We start from the raw sequence: 25,305 nt of genomic DNA, 5'->3' as shown, positions 1-25,305 counted from the left end.
CCTGCCTCCACGGGACGGCGCCGTTCAGCTCCGGCCGAGGGCTTTTCGCACCCAGCCGGTCGAAACCTCGATCAGCGCATCGAGCGCGCGGCGTTGCAGCGTGCCGGGTTCGACGCTTTCGGCCGCATAGAGCGGGATGTCGAGCGTCTTGACCTCGCCGCGCGTGACCAGCAGCCTGGCGATCTCGTCGCCTTCGCGCACCGGCACGGTGAGAGGGCCGCGATAGACGATGCGGGCGTTGAGGCGTTCGGAACTGCCGCGCGGCAGCAGCAGGCTGACCGCGCCCTTGGCCTTCAATCCGACGCGGCCCTTCTCGCCGCCGAAGACGCTGGCCTCGCCTACGATCTCGCCCTCGCTGAAGACGCGGCGCGGCTCGAAGGAGCGAAAACCCCATTCCAGCAGCTTGCGCGCTTCGACGGCGCGATCACGTGCGGTCTTCAGGCCGTTGACGACGACGATCAGCCGCTGGCCGCTCTGCACGGCCGATCCGACTAACCCATACCCGGCATCGTCGATATTGCCGGTCTTGAGGCCGTCGGCGCCGATATCCATGGTCAGCAGTGGGTTGCGGTTCTGCTGTTTGATCTTGTTCCAGGTGAATTCGCGCTGGCCGAATATCTTGTAGAGCTCGGGATAGGTCCGGATGATGTGATCGGAGAGCTTTGCGAGTTCGCGGGCGGTGACCTTCTGCTGCGGATCGCCCATGCCGGTGGCATTGCGGAACACCGACTTGGTCAGGCCTAATGCGCGGACGCGCTCGGTCATCAGCCTGGCGAAATTGGCCTCGTCGCCGGCAACCGCTTCGGCCAGCGCGATCGAGGCATCGTTGCCGGACTGGACGATGATGCCGTGCAGGATGTCGTTGAGCTTCACCCGGCTATTGAGTTGCGCGAACATGCTCGACCCGCCCGAGACGCCGCCGCCCTTGCGCCAGGCATTCTCGGAAATGCCGATCTCGCTATCGAGCGTCAGACGGCCCTGCTCGATTTCCTGAAAGGCGACAAGGACGGTTGCGAGCTTGGCCAGGCTCGCCGGCACCATCAGCTCATCGGCGGCCTTCTCGTAGAGCACCGTGCCGCTGGCGGAATCGAGCAGTACGGCAAAGGTGGCGGGCGACTGGAAGGCCTGCGCCTGCGCGTCATTGATCCCGCCTGCCGATACGAAAAGCAGCGCCGCACCGGCGAGCGCCCGCCCGAGGCGATGCGTCTGCAAACCATGAATGGGCGAGAAAGCGAGAGCGCTCATGCCCTGATCTGAAGCAGAGCCGGGATCGGGCGGTCAAGCCCGAAGCGCGTCAATTCCGCGACAGCGGCTGCAGCGCCTGCGCCACGAGATCGCGCGCCAGCGGATGCGTCGCCGAAAACCGTTCGGCCGGGGCGCGTTCGGGCGCCGCGAACAGGCTGGCGACGGTGTTGCGCAGCGGCGGCAGCGGCGTCGCAGTCGGGCGGACCCGAACCGGCGTCCCGGCGTTGGCGATGGTGTCGAGATCGAAGGGGCGGCTGGGCGGCAGCGGCGCGCCACGGACCGGAACGCCGGCGCTGGAGGATGTCGAGGACACCAGGCTCGCCGCGACGGGTGTCGAGGGGGCGATCGTCCGCACCGGCTCGGGGGCATAGGCCTGGACCACCGGCTGCTGCGACGGGCGAACGGTCTCTTCGCGGACCGGCGACGACCTTTGATCGTCGAGATCGGCGCTGGCGGAACGCGAGGTGAAGACCTGTCCGGCACTTGCGACCATGGTCGGAGCGCTCGTTCCCGGGATCGCGGCGGGCTGGCCGTCTGTCCGGAGTGTGGCGAGCAGGAGATTGTCGTCTGAGCCGGCGAGCGAGGCCTGGCCGAGATATTCCAGCTTGATGCGGGCGGTGCCGAGATGGCGGAATGCGAGCGCATCGGCCGTCTTCTGCGAGACGTCCATCAGCCGGTTGCCGTGGTAAGGGCCGCGATCGTTGACGCGTACGATGATCGAGCGATTGTTCAGGACATTGGTGACGCGGGCATAGGCCGGCAACGGCATGGTCGGGTGAGCGGCGCTGATGCCGAAGCGATCATAGACCTCGCCATTGGCGGTGCGGCGGCCATGGAAGGCCTCGCCGTACCAGGAGGCGGTGCCGACCATCGTATAGCCGACAGGCTTGTCATAGGGGGTGTAGCGCTTGCCGGCGACCGAATAGGTCTTGCCGATCATCTGGCGGCCACCGCCCTTGGGAACATCTTCGCCTTCCGCGACGACGCGCGGGCTCGCCGGCCCGTATTTGGCATGGGAGAAGGCGCCGATTTCCTTGGACTTGCCGCGTTTGGCGACCTGGTCGCTGGCGCAGTTGGCGAGAAAAAGCCCTGCAAGAGCGACGCAGCCGAGCCTTGCTACTCGGCCGGAGACGGATTTGGAGGGCGGCGCTTCGCGCGGTCCGGTCGTGGCTGACAACGATTCCGAGGCCGGTGAACCTGCGCCGAGCATCATTCCGTCGTTCCGTCTTCTACGCCGAAAACCGTCTGGCCAGCCAAGCTGCGACAGCAGCGAGACCGCAGTTTTCAGTCAATCCCGTTAAGGGACGGTTAAGCGGAGAACTGCTGGACGCAGCACCGTTAACGGCGATCCCGTGTGCCCTTGAGCGGGCACAAAGGTGTCGGAAATGCGGCGGGAGTCAACCTGGCATTCGCGATGCAGCATTTTGTGGAGTGGCGTGGCGGGGTTGCAACTGAGCGTCCGCAACGCAAATCCGTGGTCGCCATGGCCTCGCAGCCACAAGATTGGGGAGTCCGCGCGAGATTCCGGCTCTGAACCGCACAACCGGACTGAGTCGGCGCCGCATTCGACGCGGCACGCTGGGCACATCGCATATCCGGAGTCCGTCATGGCCAAATCGTCGAACACCGTCACCACCCTAGCCACGGCGGACGTCCTGTCTGTAACGGCCGACAATGATGGGATGGACCCACGGTTCGTGGAAAAACTGCTGCTAGGCTCGGTGGCCGTCTTCATGGCCATATGGCTGGCGTTTCTCGGCTGGCTGGCCTGGTGGCTGATCGCCTGACGCCCGCTGAACTGAAATCGGGTGCGCCGGCAGGGATCCTCGCGCTGCCATGTGTTTTCAAATTCGGTTGAACTTTTTCAGCAAGCCGATGAACAGCGTGAGTTCGGCATCGCTCCACCCATCCACGCGCGAAAAGAACGCGCCGGATTTGACCGCGTTCGCGGCTTGAATTCCGTCGCGCCCCGCGTCGGTCAAACTATAGACGATCGCCCGCCCATCGTTCGGATCAGTCGAGGCGTGCGCCAGCCCGTTGTCGCAAAGGGATTTTGCCAACCGGCTGATGGCGCTCTTGTCCATACCGAGCCGTTCGGCAAGCAGTCCCGCCTTTGTGGGGCCCTGGCCGGCAAGCATGGCGGCAAGCTGGTAGGCGGCGGGCTGAAGAGCAGGATGAAACCCGGCGGCCGAAGCGGTCATGACCGTGCGGGACGCAACGAGCAGGACGTTCAGCTGGCCGCCCAACTCCGTCGTGAGCTCCCTGCGCGTCTTGCTCATGTGCAGCCTCCCATCGGCGGGACAGTCGATTTAGTGGACATTTATCCACCAGCCTGATTGGTGGACATATATCAACAAATGGTGCCCTGCCCCATGTCCGATTGCCCGAAAATTCTTATCACCGGCGCCACCGATGGGATCGGCCAACGCGCCGCTCTCGATCTTGCCCGAAGCGGCGCCCACCTCATCCTGACCGCGCGCAGTGAAGCCAAGGCTGCGCGGACCCGCGCCGCGATCGAAGAGGCGGCTCCTGGCACACATGTCGATGTGCATTTTGTGGACTTCTCAGATTTGGCCGCTGTCGTGACGACCGGCAAGGCCATTGCTGCGCAGCATCCGCGCATCGATGTGCTCATCAACAATGCGGGCCTGCACGCCTTCGAGCAGCGCGTCACCAAGGACGGTTATGCGGAAATGATCGCCGTCAACTATTTCGCCCCTTGGTTGCTGACGGACACCTTGCGGGAAACCCTCGTGCATTCCGCACCTTCGCGCATCGTCACCATTGGCTCGGAAGCATCGCGCCGGAGCGGCGATCTCGACCTCGAAAGGGACTTGCTCGATACCGCGCTCTTCACCGCGCCTGGATCGTCGAGGATCTATGGCCGAACCAAGCTTTTGAACATTATGTTCTCCCTCGAACTGGCCCGCCAGCTCAGGTGGACAGGGGTAGCCGTCAATTGCCTGTGTCCGGGCTTCAACGTCACGGGGCTCGGCCGTGAACTGCACTTTGCTCGCCCGCTTGCGACGGTGCTGAACTGGCTTGGCATCGGCAATCCGGAACGCGGTGCGGGGGGCATCGTAAGGCTCGCCACACATCAGGGGTTCGGTCAGCAGACCGGGGCGTATGTCTCGGCGCGGAACGCCCGCCCGCTGACGCCGGTTACCCCAGCGGATAGCGAGGAAGCACGGCGACAATTATGGGAAAAGACCACCGAAACCCTGGCTCGCTTCCGCTGATGCCGCGCGGCATTCGGCGGTGCTCGCGTAGCCATCGCACAAAATGTCGCGTCACAGAATCGGCGGGGCTGGCGGAAGGGGTGGGATTCGAACCCACGGTGGACTTGCACCCACGGCGGTTTTCAAGACCGCTGCCTTAAACCACTCGGCCACCCTTCCCGATATCGTGTTCATTGCCGGGCGCGGAGCGGCTTGGCAAGTGCGATCGTGCCCGACCGCTATCGGGCTTCGGGTTCTCAACCGGGGTCGTCCGGCTCCTGGCGCTGTTGCCGAGCGAGGGCAGCCAGAAGAATTGCTTCGACATCGTCGGGCGGGTGGGGCCCGCGATGCGACGCACTGCTTCCGGGCCACCGGCATGAGGGCTGGTTCGGTTTATGCTTTGGTCTTATCAACGCGGTGCCGGTCGGCATCTGGTTCCGACGCCGCCGGCTGCGGGCAAATCCCGTAGGATCGACAACATGGTGGCTGCAACGACCCGATGACCGGCAGACGACCCGAACCGTCCATCGCGCGCCGCATCGAGCGGCTGGCGACCTTGCCGCTGTTCCACAAGCTGGACGGGCGCAAGGTCGTGCTCGTGGGCGGCAGCGAGGGCGCGCTCTGGAAAGCCGAGTTGCTGACGGCGGCCGGAGCCGATCTGCTGGTGCTGTCCGAGCACGATTCGGAGCTGTTCGCCGCTTTGGCGGCCGACCCTCCGGCCGGCCGGGTCGAGGTCCTGGCGCGCGGCTGGCAACCTGGCGATCTTGACGGCGCCGCACTTGCCATCGGCGATATCGAGGAGCTTGACGACGCGCGCGCCTTCGTCGCCGCTGCTCGAGGGGCCGGCGTGCCGGTCAATGTCGTCGATAAGCCGGAATTTTGCGATTTCGCCTTCGGGTCGCTGGTCAACCGCTCGCCGCTGATCGTCGCGATCTCGACCGACGGAGCCGCGCCGGTCTTCGGCCAAGCGATCCGCACGAAGATCGAGGCGCTGCTTCCCGCCGGCCTCAAGCAGTGGGCGCAGGCTGCGAAGGACTGGCGGCCGGCCGTACAGGCACGCGCCCTGCCCTTCCACCTGCGCCGGGCCTTCTGGGAAATGTTCACGCATCGGGCGATGGCGGCGCCCGAGCGCGCGCCGGACACCGGCGACGAGGATCTGCTGTTTGCGGCGCTCGGCCGGGCCGAGGCCGTGCATGAGGGCACTGGCCGGGTGACGCTGGTCGGCGCCGGCCCCGGCGATCCCGAATTGCTGACGCTGAAGGCGGTGCGGGTGCTGCAGAGCGCCGACATCATTCTCTATGACGATCTCGTCTCGCCGGGCGTGCTGGAGTTGGCACGCCGCGAGGCGAAGCGGATGATGGTCGGAAAGACCGGCTACGGCCCGTCCGTCAAGCAGTCCGACATCAATACACTGATCGTCTCGCTCGCCAGTCAGGGCAAGCATGTCGTGCGGCTCAAGGGCGGCGACCCCGGCATATTCGGGCGGGCGGGTGAGGAAATCGCCGCTTGCGAGGCTGCGGGCCTGCCCGTGGCGATCGTGCCGGGGATTTCGGCTGCGCAGGGTGCGGCCGCATCGCTGGGCCTGTCGCTGACCCATCGCGACCATGCACGTCGGTTGCAATTCGTCACCGGTCACGCCCGCAGCGGCGATCTGCCCGAGGATCTCGACTGGCGCGCCATGGCCGATCCGTATGCCACGACGGTGATCTACATGGCACGCGCGACCCTGACCGGCTTTCGCGACCGGGCCCTGGCCGCCGGGCTCGATCCGCAGACGCCGGCGATCGCGGTTCAGTCCGCGACTCTGCCCGATGAAGTGACGATCGTCGCCACCGTTGCGACGCTTCCCGAACGGCTTGGAGAACTCCCGACGGGCGGCCCGGTGCTGGTGCTCCTTGGGCGCGCACTCGGTTCGGCCCGAGTGCGGGCCGACAGCCTGGACGAGAGACGGAGCGCCTGAGTCGACATGGAGCGGGCGGCGGCGATTTCGGAATTCCGCCTGATTTGACGGTCAGTATCGAGACCGCGAACTCGATCGTTACCCGTCAGAGTTCGACATGAAGCGCCCCTGGCGGAGAGGGGTTATCTCCGGCGGGCTTGAAGTTTGGAACGGACCTTGCGTTCCGTGCCGTTGTGACAAGAGTGACAATTCAGTACGTTTCGTTTGCTTTTCAGAACGGGCGCGGGGGTTTTCCAAGCCCGATTGCCGCCAACGGGGCCCTGACATGACACGCGCTCTTCTTTTCCGCCGCTTCTTCCGCACAGGCTTGGTGATCGGCGCTTTCTCGCTCTGCTTGGGTGCAACCACCGGTGTGCGGGCGCAGACAGAGCTTCTGAACGTGTCCTACGATCCGACCCGCGAACTCTATCGTGATCTCAACGCTGCATTCATCGCCGAGTGGAAGGCCAAGACGGGCGAGATCCTGTCGATCCGGCAGTCGCATGGCGGCTCGGGTTCGCAGGCGCGTTCCGTGATCGACGGCCTCAATGCCGACGTCGTGACGCTCGCCCTGGCGGGCGATATCGACGCGATCGCCGAGCGCTCGAGGAAGTTGCCGCTCGACTGGCAGAAGCGCCTTCCGCAGAACGCCGCGCCCTATACCTCGACGATCGTCTTCCTGACCCGCAAGGGCAATCCCAAGGGAATTAAGGATTGGGGTGATCTCGCCAGGCCCGGCGTCAGCGTGATCACGCCCAATCCGAAAACCTCCGGTGGCGCGCGCTGGAACTATCTCGCCGCCTGGGCCTGGGCCGAGAAGGCCTATGGCAAGGACGACAGCAAGGTGCGCGACTACATCGCCGCCGTGCTCAAGAACGTGCCGGTCCTCGATACGGGAGCGCGCGGCTCGACCACGACCTTCGCCCAGCGCGCTCAGGGCGACGTTCTGCTGTCCTGGGAAAACGAGGCGTTCCTCGTCCTCAAGGAGTTCGGCGCCGACAAGTTCGATATCGTCGTCCCGTCGCTGTCGATCCTGGCGGAGCCGCCGGTCGCCGTGGTCGATGGCAATGTCGATGCCAAAGGCACGCGCGCTCCAGCCCAAGCCTACCTCGAATTCTTCTATACGCCGAAGGCCCAGGCCATCATCGCGAAAAACTTCTACCGGCCGCGCAACAGCGAAGCGGTTGCGGCCGAGGATCTGGCGCGCTTCCCCAAGCTCGATCTCGTGACCATCGATGGTGCCTTCGGCGGCTGGGCGAAGGCGCAGAAGGAGCATTTCGGCGACGGCGGTACCTTCGACCAGCTCTACAAGCCGGCGCGGTGACGCCTTTGGCCGTCGCGACCTCCCCCGTGTCGGCGTCACGCTGGCGCCAGCACAGCGTTCTTCCGGGCTTCGGCCTGGCGCTCGGGGTCACGTTGAGCGCGCTCTGCCTGATCGTGCTCGTGCCGCTGGCGGCGCTCGTCATCAAGGCCGCAAGCGCCGGTCCCGCCGACATCTGGGCGATCGCGAGTTCGGCGCGAACGCTGGCGGCGCTGCGGCTCTCGGTGCTGGGCGCCCTGGTCGCGGCCTGCACCAATGCGGTGTTCGGCCTGATGCTGGCCTGGGTGCTGGTGCGCTACGAGTTTCCTGGACGGCGACTGGTCGATGCAGCGGTCGATCTGCCCTTCGCTTTGCCGACCGCCGTCGCCGGGATTTCGCTGGCAGCGATTTATGCGCCCAACGGCTGGGTCGGAGCGTGGCTCGCTCCTTATGGGATCAAGGTCGCCTATACGCCGCTCGGCGTGATGGTGGCGCTGGTCTTCGTCGGCCTGCCCTTCGTGGTCCGGACGGTCCAGCCGGTGCTGGAAGAACTGCAGTCCGACGTCGAGGAGGCCGCGGCGCTGCTCGGGGCGAGCCGCTGGCGAACCGTCGCCACGGTGCTGCTGCCGCCGATCTACCCGGCGCTGCTGACCGGCTTCGTGCTCGCATTCGCGCGCGCCGTGGGCGAATATGGATCGGTGATCTTCATCGCCGGCAATGTGCCGATGGTGTCGGAGATCGCGCCGCTGCTCATCGTCATCCGGCTGGAACAGTTCGACTATGCCGGCGCGGCGGTCGTGGCCATGCTGATGCTGCTGATCTCCTTTGGACTGATCTTCGCCGTGAACCTGATCCAGGCCAGCGCGCGACGGAGGTTCGGCGATGTCTGATGCCGCCATTCCTCTTGCCGGCGCCGCGCTGCGCCGGGACGGTCGCCGCGTCCGCGGCGAATCCAGACTGGTGCAGATCGTTCTTGTCGCAATCTCGCTCGTCTTCTTGTCCTTCTTTCTGCTCCTGCCGCTGATTTCCGTCTTCGTCGAAGCCGGCGCGCGAGGCTGGAGCGCCTATCGCGAGGCGATCACCGAACCCGACGCCTTGGCCGCGATCCGTCTGACGCTGCTGGTGGCGGCGATTGCCGTGCCTTTCAACGTCGTGGTCGGGGTGGCGGCGGCCTGGGCCGTGGCGAAGTTCGAGTTTCGCGGCAAGAACTTTCTGATCAGCCTGATCGACCTGCCGTTTTCGGTCTCGCCGGTGATCTCGGGCCTCGTCTTCGTGCTGCTGTTCGGGGCGCAGGGCTATCTCGGACCATGGCTGCAGGCGCACGACGTCAAGATCATCTTCGCCGTGCCGGGGCTCGTGCTAGCGACGATCTTTGTCACCTTTCCCTTCGTGGCACGCGAGCTGATCCCGCATATGCAGTCGCTCGGCTCGGCCGACGAGGAGGCGGCGCTGACGCTGGGCGCATCGGGCTGGCGCACCTTCTGGACGATCACGTTGCCGAACGTGAAATGGAGCCTGTTCTACGGCGTTCTCCTCTGCAACGCCCGCGCCATGGGCGAGTTCGGTGCCGTTGCGGTCGTCTCGGGCAAAATCCGCGGATTGACCAACACGATGCCGCTGCATGTGGAGATTCTCTACAACGAGTACATGAGCGCTGCGGCCTTCGCCATCGCTTCGCTGCTGGCCGGGCTCGCTCTGGTGACGCTCGCGCTGAAGACGCTTCTGGAATGGCGCTTCGGCGATGCCATAGCCGCCAGCCGCCGCCACTGATCCGGGGAATCTGCCATGTCGGTCGCCGTCAGCATCGAATCGATCGAGAAGCGCTTCGAAGGCTTCTCTGCCCTGCGGGGCGTCTCGCTCGACATCCAGCCGGGCGAACTCGTCGCGCTGCTGGGGCCCTCCGGCTCCGGCAAGACGACGCTTCTGCGGTTGATCGCCGGCCTGGAACAGGCCGACCAGGGCCGCGTGCTGTTCGGCGACACCGACATCGGCCAGCTTTCCCTGCGCGAGCGCCGGATCGGCTTCGTCTTCCAGCATTACGCCCTGTTCAAGACCATGACCGTGGCCGACAACATCGCCTTCGGTTTGCGTTCGCGACCCCGCGCTCTAAGGCCGCCGGAGAGTGTTGTTCGCGAGCGTGTCGGCACGCTGCTCGACCTCGTACAGCTGCCCGGCCTCGAGAAGCGCTATCCCAGCCAGCTTTCGGGCGGCCAGCGGCAGCGTGTGGCACTCGCCCGTGCCCTGGCGATCGAGCCCAGCGTACTGCTTCTCGATGAGCCCTTCGGTGCGCTTGATGCCAAGGTACGCAAGGAGCTGCGGGCATGGCTTCGCGAACTGCATGGCCATACAGGCCACACCACCGTCTTCGTCACCCATGACCAGGAGGAGGCGCTGGAACTCGCCGACCGGGTCGCCATCCTCAACGACGGCAAGCTCGAGCAGGTCGGCACGCCCGACGACGTCTACGATCATCCGGCGACGCCCTTCGTCTGCGAGTTTCTCGGCGAGGTGAACAAGCTGCCGGTCAAGGTCGTCGGCAGCCAGGCCTTCTTCGGCGATCGGCCGGTGCTCGGCGGGCTGTCGCAGAACCAGGGCGGCCAGGCCTCGCTTTATGTCCGCCCGCAGCATCTGCGCATCGTCGACGACACGCCGCTCGCGCTTCCCGGCGTCGTCGAGCATCTGCGCCGCAACGGGCCGCTGCGGCGGGCCGAGGTCGCGGTTCAGGGCCTGCCGCGCCGGCTCGACGTCGATCTGGCGAGCCAGGTCGCGCCTGCGATCGGAGAGCGCATCCGGCTCCGCATCACACATGGCAGCCTGTTTGCGGCGGCCTGAGACCGCCCTCGCCTCCGACGCCCGCAGAGTCTATGCCTGTCTCGGACGTGAATCGGACAGGAGACCGGCATGAAGGCCAGAGCGGCTTGGGTCGAAGGCATGGCCTTCATGGGCGAGGCCGGCAGCGGCCATGCCGTGATCATGGACGGCGCGCCTGAATATGGCGGCCGCAATATCGGCATCAGGCCGATGGAGATGCTGCTGATCGGACTTGCCGGCTGTACCGGCTTCGACGTCGTCCAGATCCTGAAGAAGGGCCGCGAGCCCGTCACCGGCTGCGAGGTCGAGGTGGAGGCCGAGCGCGCCACCAAGGATCCGAAGGTTTTCACGAAGCTCCACATAGCCTACCGCATCAGCGGGCGCGGGCTCTCGGCCGCCAAGGCAGAGCGGGCCGTCACATTGTCGAAGGAAAAATACTGTTCCGCTTCGATCATGCTCGGCGCGACCGCGGCGATGACCTACGCGATCGACCTCGTCGACGAACTCAAGCAGGTATCAGCGCAATGAGCGATTCCATCTTCTCCGGACTGATCACGCCCGAGGCCGTCGTGGCCCGGCTCAGCGACGACAACCTCATCATCGTCGATATCCGCTCCTCCATCGATGGTGGCGGCAAGGAGGCCTATGAGGCGGGGCACATTCCCGGCGCCGTCCACTCGGACTATGTCGGGGATGGCTGGCGCGCCAAGGTCGGCAACGCTCCGGGCATTTTGCCGCCGCTCGACCAGCTTTCCACACTGGTCGGCAGGCTGGGCATCAAGCCGCATGACGACGTGGTGATCGTGCCCGCCGGCGTCAGCGCGACCGATTTCGCCGCCGCGGCGCGCGTCTACTGGACGCTGAAGCTGATCGGTCATGGCCAGCAGGCGATCCTGGACGGCGGCTTCAGGGCCTGGAGCGCCGATCCCGAGCGCCCCGTCGAGGCCGGGCCGTCCGCGCCGAAAGCAGCCGATCCCTATCCGGTCGTGATGCAGCAGATCCTGCGCAGCAACACCGATGCGACGCTGGTGGCGTCCCGCAGCAAGCTCGCCACGCTGGTCGATGCGCGCTCGGCGAGCTACTTCGAGGGTCGCGAGAAGGCCCCGGAGGCGACGCGCGCCGGGCATATCCCCGGCGCCGTATCCCGTGACTACGCGGAAGCCTTCGACCCGGCCAGCGGGCGGCTGAAGCCGGTGGGTGATCTGTCGGCGCTGTTCAGCGTCGTGCCCAGAGGACCGGCGGTGTCCTACTGCAACACCGGGCATACGGCGGCGCTGAACTGGTTCGTGATGTCGGAGGTTCTAGGTCGCGATGAGGTCGCGCTCTATGACGGCTCGATGACCGACTGGACGCAGGATCCCGAGCGGCCGGTCGCGACCGGAGCCTGACGCGCCCCGCATTTGCCAAATCGGCTAAAAAGCGTCAAAGGAAGCGGCATGCGCGCTGGCCAGCGCCGCGCCCTGCCCTTTCCAGATCGCCGAGTTTGCCGCCGATGAACGCCGTCGCGCCGAAGATTTCATTCGTTTCCCTGGGCTGTCCCAAGGCGCTGGTCGATTCCGAGCGGATCATCACCTCGCTGCGCTCGGGCGGCTATGAGCTCACCAAGACGCATGCCGGCGCCGATCTCGTCATCGTCAACACCTGCGGCTTCCTCGACAGTGCCAAGGCCGAGTCGCTGGAGGCGATCGGCGCCGCGATGGCGGAAAACGGCAAGGTCATCGTCACCGGCTGCATGGGCGCCGAGCCCGAGCAGATCCGCGACGCCTTCCCCAACCTCCTCGCGATCACCGGGCCGCAGGCCTATGAGAGCGTGGTTTCGGCCGTGCACGCCGCCGTGCCGCCTCGTCACGATCCCTTCGTCGATCTGGTGCCGGAGCACGGCATCAAGCTGACGCCGCGCCACTACGCCTATCTCAAGATTTCGGAGGGCTGCAACAATCGCTGCAGCTTCTGCATCATCCCGAAACTACGCGGGGATCTCGTCTCGCGGCCGATCGGCGAGGTGCTGCGCGAGGCCGAGAAGCTGGTCAAGGCCGGCGTCAAGGAACTGCTGGTGATCTCGCAGGACACCAGCGCCTACGGTCTCGACATCAGATACGCCCCGTCGATGTGGCAGGATCGCGAGGTGCGCACGCGCTTCTTCGAGCTCGCCCGCGAACTCGGCCAGATGGGCGTCTGGGTGCGGATGCACTATGTCTACCCCTATCCGCATGTCGATGAGGTCATCCCGCTGATGCAGGAGGGGTTGATCCTGCCCTATCTCGACATCCCCTTCCAGCACGCCTCTCCCAACGTTCTCAAGGCGATGAAGCGCCCGGCTCATCAGGACCGCACGCTCGACCGGCTGCGCAAATGGCGCGAGATCTGTCCCGACCTCGCCGTCCGCTCTACCTTCATCGTCGGCTTCCCCGGCGAGACCGAAGAGGACGTCCAGTTCCTGCTCGACTGGCTGAAGGAGGCCAGGCTCGAGCGCGTCGGCTGCTTCAAATACGAGCCGGTGAAGGGTGCGCCCGCCAACGACCTCGGGCTTCCGCTCGTTCCCGAGGACGAGAAGGAGGCGCGCTGGCACCGCTTCATGAAGGCTCAGGCCGAGATCAGCACGCGCATCGTCAGGAACCGCGTCGGCAAGCGCATCCAGGTCATCATCGACGAGGCCGGTCCGACGGTCGCCAAGGGGCGCTCGAAATGGGACGCGCCCGAGATCGACGGCAATGTCTACGTCGCGAGCCGCCGGCCGCTCCGGGCAGGCGATATTGTCACGGTGAAGATCGAGCGCGCCGACGCCTATGACCTGCATGGGGTCGCGGTCTAGCATCCTCAACGTGGCGGAGCGATCGCGACCTGGACGATGACCGCGTCGCGGACGCCACGCGTTTCGATCGGGCGGGTCAGACGGGCCTTCTCGACCTTGGTCATAGGCGCGTGCAAGACAGTATCTGCGCTGGCATCGGTCAGGCCGCAGGAGTTCACCTTTGGGCACTGCTGGGCGAGAGCGACCGTCGCGACGGTGAGGCAGGAAAGTGTGAGACCGACGAGGCGGAGGCGGCGTTTCATGACGTGATCCGAAAGGCAGGAAGCAACAACGCTCCGGCCTTGGCCGTGTCAGAGGCCGTTTCGGTTCATGCCGTCTGGATTTCCGCCGTTTGCGGTCTCGGGGCTGGTTTCAGCCTGCGCCCCAACCACCAGCCGAAGCGCTGCGCCAGCATCGCCACCGCAATCGCATAACCGACGAGCGCGAAAAGCCAGCCCATCGCCGTCATGCTCAGCGCTCCCAGAACCAGTGCGCCGCGTCCCAGCACTTTGAGAACGGCACGAAAACTGCCGCCTTTTGCGACCGCAAGTTTCGATGCCTTCGCGATGTCGCCGGCATCGTCTGCGACGGCCAGGACCTGTCGCAGGCCGCGCTGGCCGGCGCGGGCATAAAGCCCACCGGCATCCTGCCCGAGCGCCGTCAGCCTGGTCAGGGCCGCGGGCTTCAGTATCGCACCGGCGGCGGTGCGCGAGGCGGCAAGGTCGAATTTCGCGGCCGCCGCGAGGCTTGCCGTCAGAGCCGGCCGGTGCACGGCATCGCGCGTCAGCCGCGCCAAACTGGTGGTCAGCGCAGGCGATAGCAGCTTGGCCTTCGTTGCTGCCTTGACGACGCTGAGGCCGTTTCTGGCAGGCAGCGCGGCGCCGATGCTGGCGATGGTCGCAGCGCTGATCGCAAGACCGCCCGCCGCCAATGCGAGTACGGTCGGGTCGATCGCCTCGCCGCCGAGCCATTTGCGCCCTTCGGCGGCGAGATCGCGCAGATCGCCGAAGCCGATCAGGTCTCCCGCGACTGCGCCCGCCATGGCGGCGCCGCTGTCGCGGTCGCCGGCGATCAGCCCATGGCCGAAATCCTCGACGGCATCGACAGGCGCCCGCTCGGCCAGCGCCCGGATCGCCGCGTGCCGGTCGGCAGGGATGACGATACCGCGCTCCATCGCCAGAGCGACGAAGCTGGCCGCAAGGTCGGAATCACGGGCGGTGATGGCTGCGTCGATCTCTGCCATGACTCGCTGGGGCGACAGTGCCTCGTCGAGGCGCAGCTGACTGAGCGCGACGGGATCGTCGGCGGCCGCGACGATCTGCCAGTGCCGCCAGGCCTGCGGAGCGACCACTGCGCCCACCGAGACCAGCGCGATCGCCATGATCAATCTCTTCATGGCGATTGCGCCGCTCCGGAAAAGCCTGCGCCCGGATCGGACGCAGGTTCTCGCTTAGGCGGAAATCTTGGCGGGATTGTCGCGGCCCGCCGATCAGGGGATCAGGACGGTCGATCCGGTCGTGCCGCGGCCTTCCAGCGCGCGATGGGCATTGGCGACGTCCGTCAGTGCGAAGGTGGCGTTGACGGGCACCTTGACCTTGCCGGTGGCGACGGTCTCGAACAGGTTCCTCGCTATCTCGACCATGGTCGCGCGCGTGGCGATATGGGTAAACAGCGTCGGCCGCGTGACGTAGAGCGAGCCCTTGGGGCCGAGCAGGCCGAGGTTGAAGGGTTCCACCGCTCCAGAGGCGTTGCCGAAGCTTGCCAGCACGCCGAAGGGGCGCAAACAATCCAGCGACGGCAGGAAGGTGTCCTTGCCGACGCCGTCATAGACGACGTTGCAGAGCTTACCACCGGTGATCTCCTTCACCTTCGCCACAAAGTCCTCCTCGCGATACAGGATGACGTGATGGGCGCCATGCGCCATGGCCAATTCTGCCTTGTCCTTCGAGCCGGCGGTGCCGATGACGGTCGCGCCCAGCGCCCTGCCCCATTGGCACAGGATCAGCCCGGTGCCGCCGGCCGCTGCATGGACGAGGATCGTGTCGCCGGGGCCGACCTTGTAGGTCCGGTGCAGCAGGTATTCGGCCGTCATGCCCTTGAGCATCATGCTGGCCGCCGCCTCGAAGGAGACCGCCTCGGGCAGCGCCACGACGGAATTGACCGCGACGATGCGCTGCTCGGCGTAAGAACCGAGTGTCGCGACATAGGCGACGCGGTCGCCGGGCTTGAACTCCGTGACGTTGGGCCCGACGGCGACGACCTCGCCAGCACCCTCATTGCCCGGTACGAAAGGCATTTGGGGCGCCGGATAGAGCCCCGAGCGGAAATAGGTGTCGATGAAGTTCAGGCCGATGGCCCTGTTCTGGACGAGCACCTCGCCGGGGCCGGGCGCCGGCAGGGTAATATCCTCGACCTGCAGCACTTCGGGCCCGCCGACCTTGTGAACGCGGATGGCTTTGACCATGGACTTCGAACTCCCTGTTTGGATGGCGGACCATAGTGACTTGCTACCGTCGCAGGCAATGTCCCGGCTGCGCAGCGGGCCGGCGTGCGGCGCTGTCCGCTTCGTCTGTCCAAGGGCCATATTCGGCAGTGCCGGGCTGCGGCGAGTGGGCCGATGGTCAAGGTCCGCGTCTTCGGCTAGCCAGAGATCATGAACACGCCCGGTGCATCGCAGGTCGAGATCGCCATCGTCGGCGCCGGGGCCGTCGGCCTTGCCGCTGCGCTTGCGCTTGCCGGCGAAGGCAGGCGGGTCGCCGTGCTCGGGCCGATCGGCGCGGCACGCGACGGCCGCACCGTGGCGCTGCTCGACGGCTCCTGGCGGCTGCTTGGCGAACTGGGCCTCGGGGAAGCGCTGTTGGCTGTCGCCGCACCGCTTTCGGTGATGCGGTTGGTCGACGATACCGGCAGCCTGTTCCGCCAGCCACCGGTCGAGTTCCGCGCCTCCGAGGTCGGACTCGATGCCTTCGGCTGGAACGTCGAGAACGCCGTGCTGGTCGAGGCGCTGGCGGCGGAGGCGAAACGAAACCCGCTAATCAGTTTCATCCCTCATCTGGTTGCCGACATCGCCGCCGATGAAGAGGGGGTGACGCTGAGCGGCGAGGGTTTTACGCCCGTGCGGGCCAAACTCGTGGTCGGGGCCGACGGGCGGCGCTCGCAGGTGCGCGTGGCCGCCGGGATCGGCGCGCGCGAGTGGCGCTATCCGCAGGTGGCTTTGACAGGCCTGTTCTCGCATCGGCGCGAGCATGGCGAGGTCTCGACCGAATTCCATACTCGCAAGGGTCCGTGCACGCTGGTGCCCCTGCCCGGCCGGCGCTCTTCGCTGGTCTGGCTGCTCGATCCCGCCGAGGCGGATCAGGTGGCGGCGCTCGACGATGTCGCCTTTGCTCGCCGCGTCGAACGGCAAACGCATTCGCTGCTGGGCGCGATGACGCTCGACGGGCCGCGCGGCCGGGTGCCGATGGGGGGATTGTCGGTCGAGCGTTTCGCTGCTCCGCGCATGGCGCTGATCGGCGAAGCCGCGCATGTCTTTCCGCCGATCGGTGCGCAGGGGCTCAATCTCGGCCTGCGCGATGTCGTCGCCTTGCGCGAGGCGCTGCGGGAGATCGACGATCCCGGCGAAGAGGCGGCGATGAGCCGCTACGATTCAGCCCGCCACACCGATGTCCGGCTCCGCACCGGCGCCGTCGATGCGCTGAACCGCACCCTGCTTACGGATCTGCTGCCGGCCGATCTGCTGCGCGGCGCCGGCCTGCTGGCGCTGTCGCGGATCGGGCCGCTGCGTCGACTCGTGATGCGGCAGGGGCTGGCCGGCGGCACGGCGCGCTGATCTTGTCGCAGCATCGCCGTCATTCCGGGGCTTCGCGTAGCGAAGAGCCCGGAACCCATAGACATTGTCCGTTCCGAATGGGGCGATCGGCGTGACGCTACGTCCGGCACCATCCGAGTTTATGGGTTCCGGGCTCGCTGCTTTGCAGCGCCCCGGAATGACGGGGTTGGGTCACGTGGTCATCCGGCTCGGGTCGGGCTTCTCCTCGTCAGCGAGCCAATCCCGCGTATCGGCGCCGCTCGCCCTGACATCGCGCAGCGCCGCCGCCTGCTCGCGAAACACCGGCGCCAGCGGCAGCGGGGTCGAGACGAGGCGGCGCCCGCCGGGCTCCTGCGCCTGCGCGTCGAGCAGGCCGCGCGCGGTGAGGTGAGGATCGTTCATCGCCTCTGCGAGCGTCCGGACGACGGTGCAGCAGCAATCGCGCGGCTCCAGTTCGGCACGCCAGTCTGCGGAAGGCCGGCTGGCGATGATCTTCGTGATCGCAGCATGTGTCGAAGCGGCGTCGCGGCTGTCATCCCGCAGGCTTTCGTCGAGTGCGATCGTCTCGCAAAAAACCGTCCAGAACTTCTGCTCCAGCGCGCCGACGGCGAGGAACCAGCCGTCCTGTGTCGCATAGAGGCCGTAGCGTGGACTGCCGCCGGTCAACTGGCCCTGCCCGCCCGCCGGGTAGTGCCCGCCCGCCTGACCCTGCGCCAGCCCGTACCAGGCGAAAGCGGGCATGGCGTCGCTCATCGCGATGTCGAGATGGCAGCCCTGCCCGCTGCGCTCGCGCTGGCGCAGGGCGAGCAGGATGTTGAGCAAGGCGGGCATGGTGCCGCCGCCGATATCGGCGACCAGAGGCGGTGGCAGCGGCGGCGGTGCGCCGCGTGCAAGAGACTGCCCAAGTAGGCCGCCGATCGCCTGATAGTTGATGTCGTGGCCGGCCTCCTGGGCGCGCGGCCCGGTCTGGCCGTAGCCGCTGATCGAGCAGTAGATCAAACGTGGATTGAGTGCTTTCAGTGCGTCGTAGCCGAGGCCCAGCCTCTTCATCACGCCAGGCCGGAACTGCTCGATCAGGATATCGGCACGTGCGATCAGCGGGGTCAGGCGCGCGACGGCATCGGGCGCCTTCAGATCGAGTTCGATGCTGGCCTTGCCCCGGTTCAGCACCGCAAACGGTGCCGAGGTCTCGCCGAAGCGTGGCGGGAAGCGGCGCATGTCCTCGCCGCCGGGGCGCTCGATCTTGATCACCGTCGCGCCCGCCTCCGACAGGAACAGGCTCGCCAATGGGCCGGGCAGCAGCGTTGAGAAATCCAGGACCGAGAGGTCGTCCAGCGGCAGCATCGGCTTCTCGCGCTGTCAGGGAAACAGGTCGGCCGCCATCCTGCCCGTCTTCACCAGCCACAGGAAGCCCGTCAGCGTAGCCATCGAGACGATGGTGCCGACGAGGATGCAGGTCGAGGCGCGTTCGACGCCGACGCGGTACTGCGTTGCGATCACGAAGATGTTCAGCGCCGGCGGCAGCGCTGCCATGATGACGGCGGTGAAGATCCAGATATCGGGAAAATCGCCGATCGCCGAGAGCAGCGCCCAGACCAGCAGCGGATGCAGCACGAGCTTGATCGCGACCAGCACCGGCACTTCGGCGGGGACTGCCTTGATCGGCCGCAGCGCGACCGTGACACCGAGCAGGAAGAGCGCGCAGGGCGCCGCCGCCTGCGCCAGCCACAGCGTCATCTTGTCGAGCGCCGTCGGCAATTCGTAATGCGCATAAGCAGCGAGCACGCCGAGCAGCGTCGCGATATTGAAGGGATGCGTCAGAACTTGCCAGGCGACCTGACGGGCCGTGGCGAGCGGGCTTTTCTTCTCGACGCCGGCGATCGCCATCAGGAACGGGATCAGCGAGAACAGCAGCACGCTGTCGAAGACGAAGATCAGGACGAGCGGCGCGCTCGCGGCGGGACCGAGCGCCGCGAGCAGCAGGGGCGGCCCCATATAGCCCGTATTCGAATAGGAGCCGGCGACGCCCTGCATCACCGACTGCGGGATATCGCGGCCGGTCGCTCTCATTCCGATCGCGAAGGACAGCGCGAAGGCGAGGAATGTCGACAGCGTGGTCGCGAGAATGAAGCGGCCATTGGCAAGTTCGGTGACCGGCTTGTCGGCGATCAGCCGATAGAACAGCGGCGGCAAGGCGACATAGATCAGGAAGAACTGCAGCCATGCGAGCCCCGCCTCGGGCGCCTGGCGATAACGCCCGATCAGGTAGCCGAGCAGGATCAAGCCGAAGAAGGGCGCGACGAGGTTCAGGATGTTGGCGAGATCGGCCATGCGGGCGGAAACCTGAGACAGCGTCCAGCGCGTCAAGGAAGGCGACGGCCGCGATGCGAGCCATCTAGCCTGTAGGTCGAACGACGCAAAGGCTGCCGACGCCGGGTGGCCCATCACTCAGGACAGGACGTGGAGAATATGCCTAGGAATTATTACCTCAATTCATCATAGGTGTAATTTCCTAGGCATTTGGTCCGCCTGAGCAGCCCCGACCTCCGGCCTTTATCTCGCCGCCGCAATCGCCCATGGACGCCGGGCGAGGCATCCGGCAGATTTGTTGCGTTGCATCGTGGAGTTCGTCGATGACCGTCAAGACGCCGCGCCAGTTCTTTCGTCCGCTCGCCATCGGCGCGCCGGAGCCCTTTCGGGAGTTGCCACTTAAACTGGAGCGGATGATCCATTTCGTGCCGCCGCATCTGGAGAAGGTGCGAGCCAAGGTCGGGGAACTGGCGCCTCAGGTCGATATCGTGCTCGGCAATCTGGAGGATGCGATCCCGGTCGAGGCCAAGCAGGCGGCGCGCGACGGCTTCATCGCGATGGGCAAGGCCGTCGACTTCGGCAAGACCGGCCTGTGGACGCGGGTGAATGCGCTGAATTCGCCGTGGTTCCTCGACGACATCACGGAGATCATGGCGCAGATCGGCGGCAAGCTCGACGTTGTGATGGTGCCCAAGGTCGAGGGGCCGTGGGACATCCATTATGTCGACCAGCTGCTGGCGCAGTTCGAGGCGAAGCACGCCCTTCCCAAGCCGATCATGATCCACGCGATCCTGGAGACGGCCGAGGGCGTCAAGAACGTCGAGACGATCGCGACCGCCTCGCCGCGCATGCACGGGATGAGCCTGGGTCCGGCGGACCTCGCCGCCTCGCGGGCGATGAAGACGACGCGGGTCGGCGGCGGCCATCCCGAATACAAGGTCATCGCCGACGCCTCGCCCGATGGCGGGGCGCGGGCGGTCGCCCAGCAGGATCTCTGGCACTACACGCTGGCGAAGATGGTCGATGCGTGTGCCGCGGCCGGGATCAAGCCGTTCTATGGACCTTTCGGGGATTTCTCGGATGCGGAGGCCTGCGAGGCGCAGTTCCGTAACGCCTTCCTGCTCGGATGTTCCGGCGCCTGGACGTTGCATCCCTCGCAGATCGCGATCGCCAAGCGCGTCTTCAGCCCCGATCCCGGCGAGGTCGCCTTCGCGATACGCATTCTGGAGGCGATGCCGGACGGATCGGGCGCCGTGATGATCGACGGCAAGATGCAGGACGACGCGACCTGGAAACAGGCCAAGGTCATCGTCGATCTGGCGAAACAGGTGGCCGGCCGCGACCCGGCCTTGGCGGAACAGTATGGCCTGTGATGTTCGCCATGGCTCCAGCTGGTTGATTTCGACGCAATTGCGACGCAATCCTAACGCAAGCGCGAGGCAACATGATAGCCGGCGCTAAAACGCTCTCTGATGGACGATATCGACTATGGAATCACGTTCCGCAAAATTCAGGATCGGACAGGTGGTCAAGCACCGGGTTTATCCCTTCCGGGGCGTGATCTTCGACGTCGATCCGGTCTTCGCCAACACCGATGAGTGGTGGATGGCGATCCCCGAGCAATTGCGTCCCTCCAAGGACCAGCCCTTCTACCATCTCTTCGCCGAGAACGAGGAGACCGAGTATGTCGCTTACGTCTCCGAGCAGAATCTCGTGGTCGATGAGTCGGGCCGGGCGATACGGCATCCGCAGGCGAAGGAATTCTTCAGGCGCGACCGCAAGGGGCGCTACACGATCGACCGGGCCGGGCTGAACTGAAAGCGCTTACGAGATTCTACTCCATCGGCCGGAGCGAATTCGATACGGGCTCTGCGCCTTCTGGTTTCCCGATTAAAAAAGCCGGCCCCGCGAGGGGCCGGCCTTTTTGTTTGGCTGGGGTTGCCGCTAGGCGATCAGGGGCGCGGGGCCGGCGCCGCACCTGGAACGCCTGGAAGCGTGGGCGCGGGAGCCGGGGCAGCGCCAGGGGTCGCGTTGGCGCCGCTGCCGCCGAGACGCTGGCGCAGTTCGTCCTGGCGCTTGGCAAGCTCGTCCTGCAGCTGCTTCTGTTGGTCTTCGAGAACCTTCGGGTCGATCGGGGCGCCGTCGAAGCCCTTGGCGAAATCGGCCAGCGGGATCGAGAAGGAGACTTCGCGAGCGCCCTGGTTCTGGACGCTGACGCTTAGCGCCGTGCCCTTCTTCATGCTGTTGATGAAGTCGTCCTTGACCTGCGCCTCGGCGAAGCAGCCATTGGGGAAGCAGATCGCAAAACGGCCGGGGATCGGCTGGGCCGTATCGACGCCGAAGCGGATGCCCGGCTGAAGCAGCAGTCCGAGCGGCATCAGGAAGCGCACAATCTTGTTGGGGTCGCCCTTGACGTCGTAGATCGCGACCGCCAGCACCGGCTGGCCCTGATCGGAGACGAAATCGCGGGTCGTGTAGCAGATTTCCTTGTTGGCGGCCGGATCCTTGCCGCAAACCTTCGTCCAGCTTGTCTGAGACGGCTCGGGCTTGACCTGCACGACGGTCGGGCCGGTCGCGGCGGCGGCGCCTGCCGCGGGGGGCTGGGCCGGTTGTGCAGGCGTAGCCGGGCGCGGCGCGGCCGGACGCTGCTGTGGCTGCGCTTGGGCAAAGGCCGCCACGGGCGACAGAGCGAGCGTGGCGCTCAGGGCGACGCCGAGTGCGCGCGGCGACAGGCAAAACGAAGCGGACATTGATCTTTCCTTACTCTGCGAATTCGGGATCACGACTTCGCAAGCCGCGCGCGCCAGTCCCAACGTTTCGACCGCATCCGAACAACAGCCAATGGGATGGGCTGCACATCAAGTGCGATTGAGGCGTTTGAATGACAACTCGCGTTGCGTTTAGCGAGTTCCGTCGCGGGTTTCCAGCCCGAAGCGTCAGCGCAACCCGCTTCAAGTCATGTTATTCTTCTGCCTCAGAATCAGGGCGGATGATGGCTTGGTATCGAACGGCCCGTGCGGTAACCAGCGCGACGGGACAATTGCTGGTCGGTCTAGCGCTCACGCTTGCGGTGAGCGGGTCGTCCCACGCCGAATCCGCCAGCGGCGGAGTCCATCACGCCATCGCCATGCATGGATTACCGGCGCTGGAGGCGGGCTTTGCCCATCTGCCCTATTCAGACCCGAAAGCACCCAAGGGCGGTCGCATCGTTTTTGGGCTGCAGGGCACCTTCGACAGTCTCAACCCGCTGGTCGTGCTGGGCGTCGCGCCCGATGCGGTGCCGCGCTATGTCCAGCAGAGTTTGCTGTTCCGTTCGGCCGACGAGCCCTTCACGGCCTATGGGCTGCTGGCCTCGCGCGTGGAACTCGACGAGGCGCGCACCCGGCTCGCCTTCGAGATCGACCCGCGCGCCCGTTTTTCGGACGGCAGGCCCGTGACCTCCGAAGACGTCGTCTTCACCTTCGAGATGCTGAAAGCCAAGGGCAAGCCGTTCCACCGCTCCAGCCTGGGGCGGGTGACGAAGGTCGAGGCGCCCTCGCCGTCCCGCGTCGTCTTCGACCTCGGCGACGGTAGCAATCGCGAATTGCCGCTTGTCATCGGCGCGATGCCGATCTTCGCAAAACACGCGACCGATGCCGGGCGTTTCGGCGAGACCAGTTTCAGGCCGGCGCTGGGGTCGGGCCCCTATGTCGTGAGCGAGGTCAGGCCGGGCGAGGCGCTGACCTTGAAGCGCCGCGGCGATTTCTGGGCGGAGGACCACCCGCTGACGCGCGGGCTCTTCAATGCCGACGAGATCCGCTACGATTTCTACCGCGATGCCAATGCGCTGTTCGAGGCCTTCAAGGCCGGGCTCTACGATGTCCGTCTGGAAGGCGACCCGACCCGCTGGATAACCGGCTACGACGTGCCGGCCGTACGCGACGGGCGGATCGTGCGCGAGGCCCTGCGCTTCCAGTCGCCCAAGGGCATGACCGGCTTCGTCTTCAACACCCGCCGCGCCATCTTCGCGGATATCCGCGTGCGCGAGGCGTTGGGGATGATGTTCGACTTCGAATGGGTCAATCGCAACCTGTTCAACGGCGTCTATCGGCGGGCGGGAAGCTTCTTTTCCGATTCCGAGTTGTCGTCGCTGGGCGTCCCGGCCGATCCTCGCGAGGTCGCCTTGCTGGCTCCATTCGCCGGCAGCGTGCGCGAGGACATCCTCGCCGGAACCTGGGTGCCGTCGGCATCCGACGGGTCGGGCCGCGATCGCGATCAGGCGCGCAAGGCGCTCGACCTGCTCAAGGCGGCGGGATTTACGCTGCAGGACGGGACATTGCGCAAGGGAGCGGGCGGCGAGCCGCTGGCCTTCGAGATCACCGTGACGAGCCGGCCGCAGGAACGGCTGGCGCTGAACTTCGCCAGTACGCTCGGGCGTATCGGGGTCGGCGTCACCGTCCGGCTGATCGACGACGTGCAGTACTGGCGCCGGCTCGCAGGCTTCGATTTTGACATGGTCCAGTGGACCTGGCCGGCCTCGGCCTCGCCCGGCAACGAGCAGATCGGGCGCTGGGATTCCAGCAACGCCGACCGCAAGGGTGCGCTGAATTATGCCGGCGTGCGTTCGCCTGCGGTCGATGCCGTGCTGAAAGCGATGCTGGGCGCGCGGCAGCGCGAGGATTTCGTCGCCTCGGTACGGGCGCTCGACCGGCTGCTGATCTCGGGCTTCTACGTCGTGCCGCTCTACTACCTGTCCGAGACCTGGCTGGCGCATGGCCGAGACATCGTTCTGCCGGCGCGGCCGCCGGCCTATTTCCTGTCCAACGAAGTGCTGGCCCGCGCTCCCGCGTCGCCGGCCCCGGCGAATTGAGGGGCTGCGATGCAGGCTGACCAGGATGAGGCCGCGTCCGCCCTGCTCGACGGGCTCGACCTCGACACCCTGCTCGCAGCACTGGTGCGCGGGCGCGGCTACGAGACGGCATTGCGCGATCCTCCTGGCCGGCGCAGCTGGAGCGACGAAGCCCCCGGCTCGCTGAGCTTTTCCGAACTCGACATCCGGATCGACAGGCTGGCTTCGCTCCTGACGATCAACCGGGCGCAGCCCGGCGCCAGCGTCGCGATCCTAGCGCCGCTCGGCGTCGAGGCGATCGTCTGCGTGCTGGCTTGCCTGCGCGCCGGCCTGTCGCCGCTGATGTTGCCGTTGCATGGCGACGAGGCCGAGCTTCTGCGCCTGTTGGAGGCGTCGGAGGCGGTGATGGCGCTGGGCGTCGGCCGGATCGGCGAGATGCGGCCCCTGTTGGTGCTGCGCGATCTTGCCGTGCGCTCGTTCGGGACGCGCTTCGTCGGCGGTTTCGGCAGCGACATTCCCGACGGCGTGGCGCCGCTCGACAGGCTGATGGAAAGTCCGGCCTCGCATCCTCTACCCGCGGACGTGGTTCGTCCGATGCTTCAGGTCGTCGACGCGGGCACGCTGGCCGGACCTCTGCGCATCTCCGAGCGCGACGTGCTGGGCAAGGCGCTTGAGATTTCACGGCTGCTCAAGCCGCTCTCATCCTCGCGCATCGTGACGACGCTGGTCGGCGGCGATCTCGCCGCGCTAGCCAGCGGTCCCGGCATGGCGATGCTGACCGGTATCGAACTGCTGCCGCTCGGCCTGTTCAGCCTGGGCGAGCTGCAGGCCTGCGTCAGTGGCGGGCGCCCGGTGCATCTGGTGCTGCCAGGTGCGATGGAGCCCGCGCTGGCGCGGTCTAGACTGGCGAGCCATGCCGCGATTTCCAGTCTCGTCTTCGTACAGCGCCGGGGCGAGGAGCGCGCCCTGCCCGCGATCGACCGGCCGGACGTCGCGATCGTCGATATCATGGTGCGCTCGGCCGCGGAGATCGAGGTCAGCCGGCGGTGACCAGC

At 66.3% G+C, this 25,305-nt stretch carries 24 protein-coding genes and 1 tRNA gene; 15 read left to right on the top strand and 10 right to left on the bottom strand.

Annotated features, from left to right (window positions below; all coding sequences use genetic code 11):
- Nucleotides 1-24: 24 nt before the first annotated feature.
- Nucleotides 25-1,245, bottom strand: coding sequence for a D-alanyl-D-alanine carboxypeptidase family protein (locus tag AXW83_RS07420; RefSeq protein ID WP_066611968.1), 1,221 nt, complete (start codon nt 1,243-1,245; stop codon nt 25-27).
- A gap of 49 nt (nt 1,246-1,294) precedes the next feature.
- Nucleotides 1,295-2,422, bottom strand: a complete 1,128-nt coding sequence (locus AXW83_RS07415; protein WP_236841850.1) for a septal ring lytic transglycosylase RlpA family protein — start codon at nt 2,420-2,422, stop codon at nt 1,295-1,297.
- 430 nt (nt 2,423-2,852) lie between these two features.
- Here AXW83_RS07415 and AXW83_RS07410 point away from each other — a divergent pair, with 430 nt between their 5' ends.
- Nucleotides 2,853-3,032, top strand: coding sequence for a hypothetical protein (locus tag AXW83_RS07410; RefSeq protein WP_066611965.1), 180 nt, complete (start codon nt 2,853-2,855; stop codon nt 3,030-3,032).
- Nucleotides 3,033-3,089: 57 nt separating this feature from the next.
- Here AXW83_RS07410 and AXW83_RS07405 read toward each other — a convergent pair whose 3' ends face one another.
- Complete coding sequence (locus AXW83_RS07405; RefSeq protein ID WP_066611962.1) at nt 3,090-3,524, bottom strand: MarR family winged helix-turn-helix transcriptional regulator; 435 nt, start codon at nt 3,522-3,524, stop codon at nt 3,090-3,092.
- Nucleotides 3,525-3,617: 93 nt separating this feature from the next.
- Between AXW83_RS07405 and AXW83_RS07400 the strand changes: the two genes are divergently transcribed.
- Nucleotides 3,618-4,484 carry an SDR family NAD(P)-dependent oxidoreductase gene (locus AXW83_RS07400; RefSeq protein WP_066611961.1) on the top strand — a complete coding sequence of 289 codons (867 nt, stop codon included), beginning with the start codon at nt 3,618-3,620 and terminating at the stop codon, nt 4,482-4,484.
- A gap of 69 nt (nt 4,485-4,553) precedes the next feature.
- Here AXW83_RS07400 and AXW83_RS07395 read toward each other — a convergent pair.
- Nucleotides 4,554-4,643: transfer RNA gene (locus tag AXW83_RS07395), tRNA-Ser, on the bottom strand.
- Between the two features lie 319 nt (nt 4,644-4,962).
- Here AXW83_RS07395 and cysG point away from each other — a divergent pair.
- The 8 genes from cysG (at nt 4,963) to rimO (ending at nt 13,325) form a co-directional block, all read left to right on the top strand.
- Complete coding sequence (cysG, locus tag AXW83_RS07390; protein ID WP_066611960.1) at nt 4,963-6,423, top strand: siroheme synthase CysG; 1,461 nt, start codon at nt 4,963-4,965, stop codon at nt 6,421-6,423.
- A gap of 265 nt (nt 6,424-6,688) precedes the next feature.
- Nucleotides 6,689-7,726: a sulfate ABC transporter substrate-binding protein gene (locus AXW83_RS07385; protein ID WP_082766999.1), complete on the top strand. Its 1,038-nt coding sequence runs from the start codon at nt 6,689-6,691 to the stop codon at nt 7,724-7,726.
- A complete protein-coding gene (gene cysT, locus AXW83_RS07380; protein ID WP_236841849.1) occupies nt 7,723-8,592 on the top strand; it encodes a sulfate ABC transporter permease subunit CysT in 870 nt (289 codons plus the stop codon). The genes AXW83_RS07385 and cysT overlap by 4 nt, the downstream gene beginning before the upstream one ends.
- Entirely contained in the window at nt 8,585-9,472 is an 888-nt protein-coding gene (gene cysW, locus AXW83_RS07375; RefSeq protein ID WP_066611958.1) for a sulfate ABC transporter permease subunit CysW, read from the top strand. The genes cysT and cysW overlap by 8 nt, the downstream gene beginning before the upstream one ends.
- Nucleotides 9,473-9,487: 15 nt before the next feature.
- Complete coding sequence (locus AXW83_RS07370) at nt 9,488-10,534, top strand: sulfate/molybdate ABC transporter ATP-binding protein (protein WP_066611956.1); 1,047 nt, start codon at nt 9,488-9,490, stop codon at nt 10,532-10,534.
- A 69-nt stretch (nt 10,535-10,603) separates the two neighbouring features.
- Nucleotides 10,604-11,041 (top strand): OsmC family protein, encoded by a 438-nt coding sequence (locus AXW83_RS07365; protein WP_066611955.1) that lies wholly within the window; start codon nt 10,604-10,606, stop codon nt 11,039-11,041.
- The gene (locus tag AXW83_RS07360) at nt 11,038-11,901 is read left to right on the top strand and encodes a sulfurtransferase (RefSeq protein ID WP_066611954.1); all 864 of its coding nucleotides are present in this window, start codon (nt 11,038-11,040) and stop codon (nt 11,899-11,901) included. Before AXW83_RS07365 ends, AXW83_RS07360 begins: the two co-directional genes overlap by 4 nt.
- Before the next feature lie 104 nt (nt 11,902-12,005).
- Nucleotides 12,006-13,325, top strand: a complete 1,320-nt coding sequence (gene rimO, locus AXW83_RS07355; protein ID WP_066611953.1) for a 30S ribosomal protein S12 methylthiotransferase RimO — start codon at nt 12,006-12,008, stop codon at nt 13,323-13,325.
- 5 nt (nt 13,326-13,330) lie between these two features.
- Here rimO and AXW83_RS07350 read toward each other — a convergent pair whose 3' ends face one another.
- The 3 genes from AXW83_RS07350 to AXW83_RS07340 form a co-directional block, all read right to left on the bottom strand.
- Nucleotides 13,331-13,567 (bottom strand): hypothetical protein, encoded by a 237-nt coding sequence (locus tag AXW83_RS07350; RefSeq protein WP_066611950.1) that lies wholly within the window; start codon nt 13,565-13,567, stop codon nt 13,331-13,333.
- 65 nt (nt 13,568-13,632) lie between these two features.
- The gene (locus tag AXW83_RS07345; protein WP_066611947.1) at nt 13,633-14,700 is read right to left on the bottom strand and encodes a hypothetical protein; all 1,068 of its coding nucleotides are present in this window, start codon (nt 14,698-14,700) and stop codon (nt 13,633-13,635) included.
- A gap of 93 nt (nt 14,701-14,793) precedes the next feature.
- Complete coding sequence (locus AXW83_RS07340; protein ID WP_066611945.1) at nt 14,794-15,768, bottom strand: quinone oxidoreductase family protein; 975 nt, start codon at nt 15,766-15,768, stop codon at nt 14,794-14,796.
- Between the two features lie 189 nt (nt 15,769-15,957).
- Between AXW83_RS07340 and AXW83_RS07335 the strand changes: the two genes are divergently transcribed.
- Nucleotides 15,958-17,133: a UbiH/UbiF family hydroxylase gene (locus AXW83_RS07335; protein ID WP_066611943.1), complete on the top strand. Its 1,176-nt coding sequence runs from the start codon at nt 15,958-15,960 to the stop codon at nt 17,131-17,133.
- Between the two features lie 171 nt (nt 17,134-17,304).
- On the opposite strand, the gene AXW83_RS07330 is transcribed toward AXW83_RS07335, so the two are convergent.
- Nucleotides 17,305-18,456: a CaiB/BaiF CoA transferase family protein gene (locus tag AXW83_RS07330; protein ID WP_066611940.1), complete on the bottom strand. Its 1,152-nt coding sequence runs from the start codon at nt 18,454-18,456 to the stop codon at nt 17,305-17,307.
- Between the two features lie 15 nt (nt 18,457-18,471).
- Complete coding sequence (locus tag AXW83_RS07325; RefSeq protein WP_066611936.1) at nt 18,472-19,443, bottom strand: AEC family transporter; 972 nt, start codon at nt 19,441-19,443, stop codon at nt 18,472-18,474.
- A gap of 302 nt (nt 19,444-19,745) precedes the next feature.
- Here AXW83_RS07325 and AXW83_RS07320 point away from each other — a divergent pair, with 302 nt between their 5' ends.
- The gene (locus AXW83_RS07320; protein WP_066611929.1) at nt 19,746-20,795 is read left to right on the top strand and encodes an HpcH/HpaI aldolase/citrate lyase family protein; all 1,050 of its coding nucleotides are present in this window, start codon (nt 19,746-19,748) and stop codon (nt 20,793-20,795) included.
- 115 nt (nt 20,796-20,910) lie between these two features.
- Nucleotides 20,911-21,240 (top strand): heat shock protein HspQ, encoded by a 330-nt coding sequence (gene hspQ, locus AXW83_RS07315; RefSeq protein WP_066611925.1) that lies wholly within the window; start codon nt 20,911-20,913, stop codon nt 21,238-21,240.
- Between the two features lie 134 nt (nt 21,241-21,374).
- Here hspQ and AXW83_RS07310 read toward each other — a convergent pair whose 3' ends face one another.
- On the bottom strand, nt 21,375-22,172 hold the full coding sequence (locus AXW83_RS07310; RefSeq protein ID WP_066611924.1) for an invasion associated locus B family protein: 798 nt from the start codon (nt 22,170-22,172) through the stop codon (nt 21,375-21,377).
- A gap of 377 nt (nt 22,173-22,549) precedes the next feature.
- Here AXW83_RS07310 and AXW83_RS07305 point away from each other — a divergent pair, with 377 nt between their 5' ends.
- Both AXW83_RS07305 and AXW83_RS07300 read left to right on the top strand, forming a co-directional pair.
- Complete coding sequence (locus AXW83_RS07305; RefSeq protein WP_236841848.1) at nt 22,550-24,271, top strand: extracellular solute-binding protein; 1,722 nt, start codon at nt 22,550-22,552, stop codon at nt 24,269-24,271.
- Nucleotides 24,272-24,280: 9 nt separating this feature from the next.
- Nucleotides 24,281-25,300, top strand: coding sequence for an AMP-binding protein (locus tag AXW83_RS07300; RefSeq protein ID WP_066611922.1), 1,020 nt, complete (start codon nt 24,281-24,283; stop codon nt 25,298-25,300).
- Nucleotides 25,301-25,305: the final 5 nt, after the last annotated feature.

Origin of the sequence: Bosea sp. PAMC 26642, assembly GCF_001562255.1 — a bacterium.
GTDB lineage: Bacteria > Pseudomonadota > Alphaproteobacteria > Rhizobiales > Beijerinckiaceae > Allobosea.
This window is presented reverse-complemented; position numbering and strand designations above follow the sequence as displayed.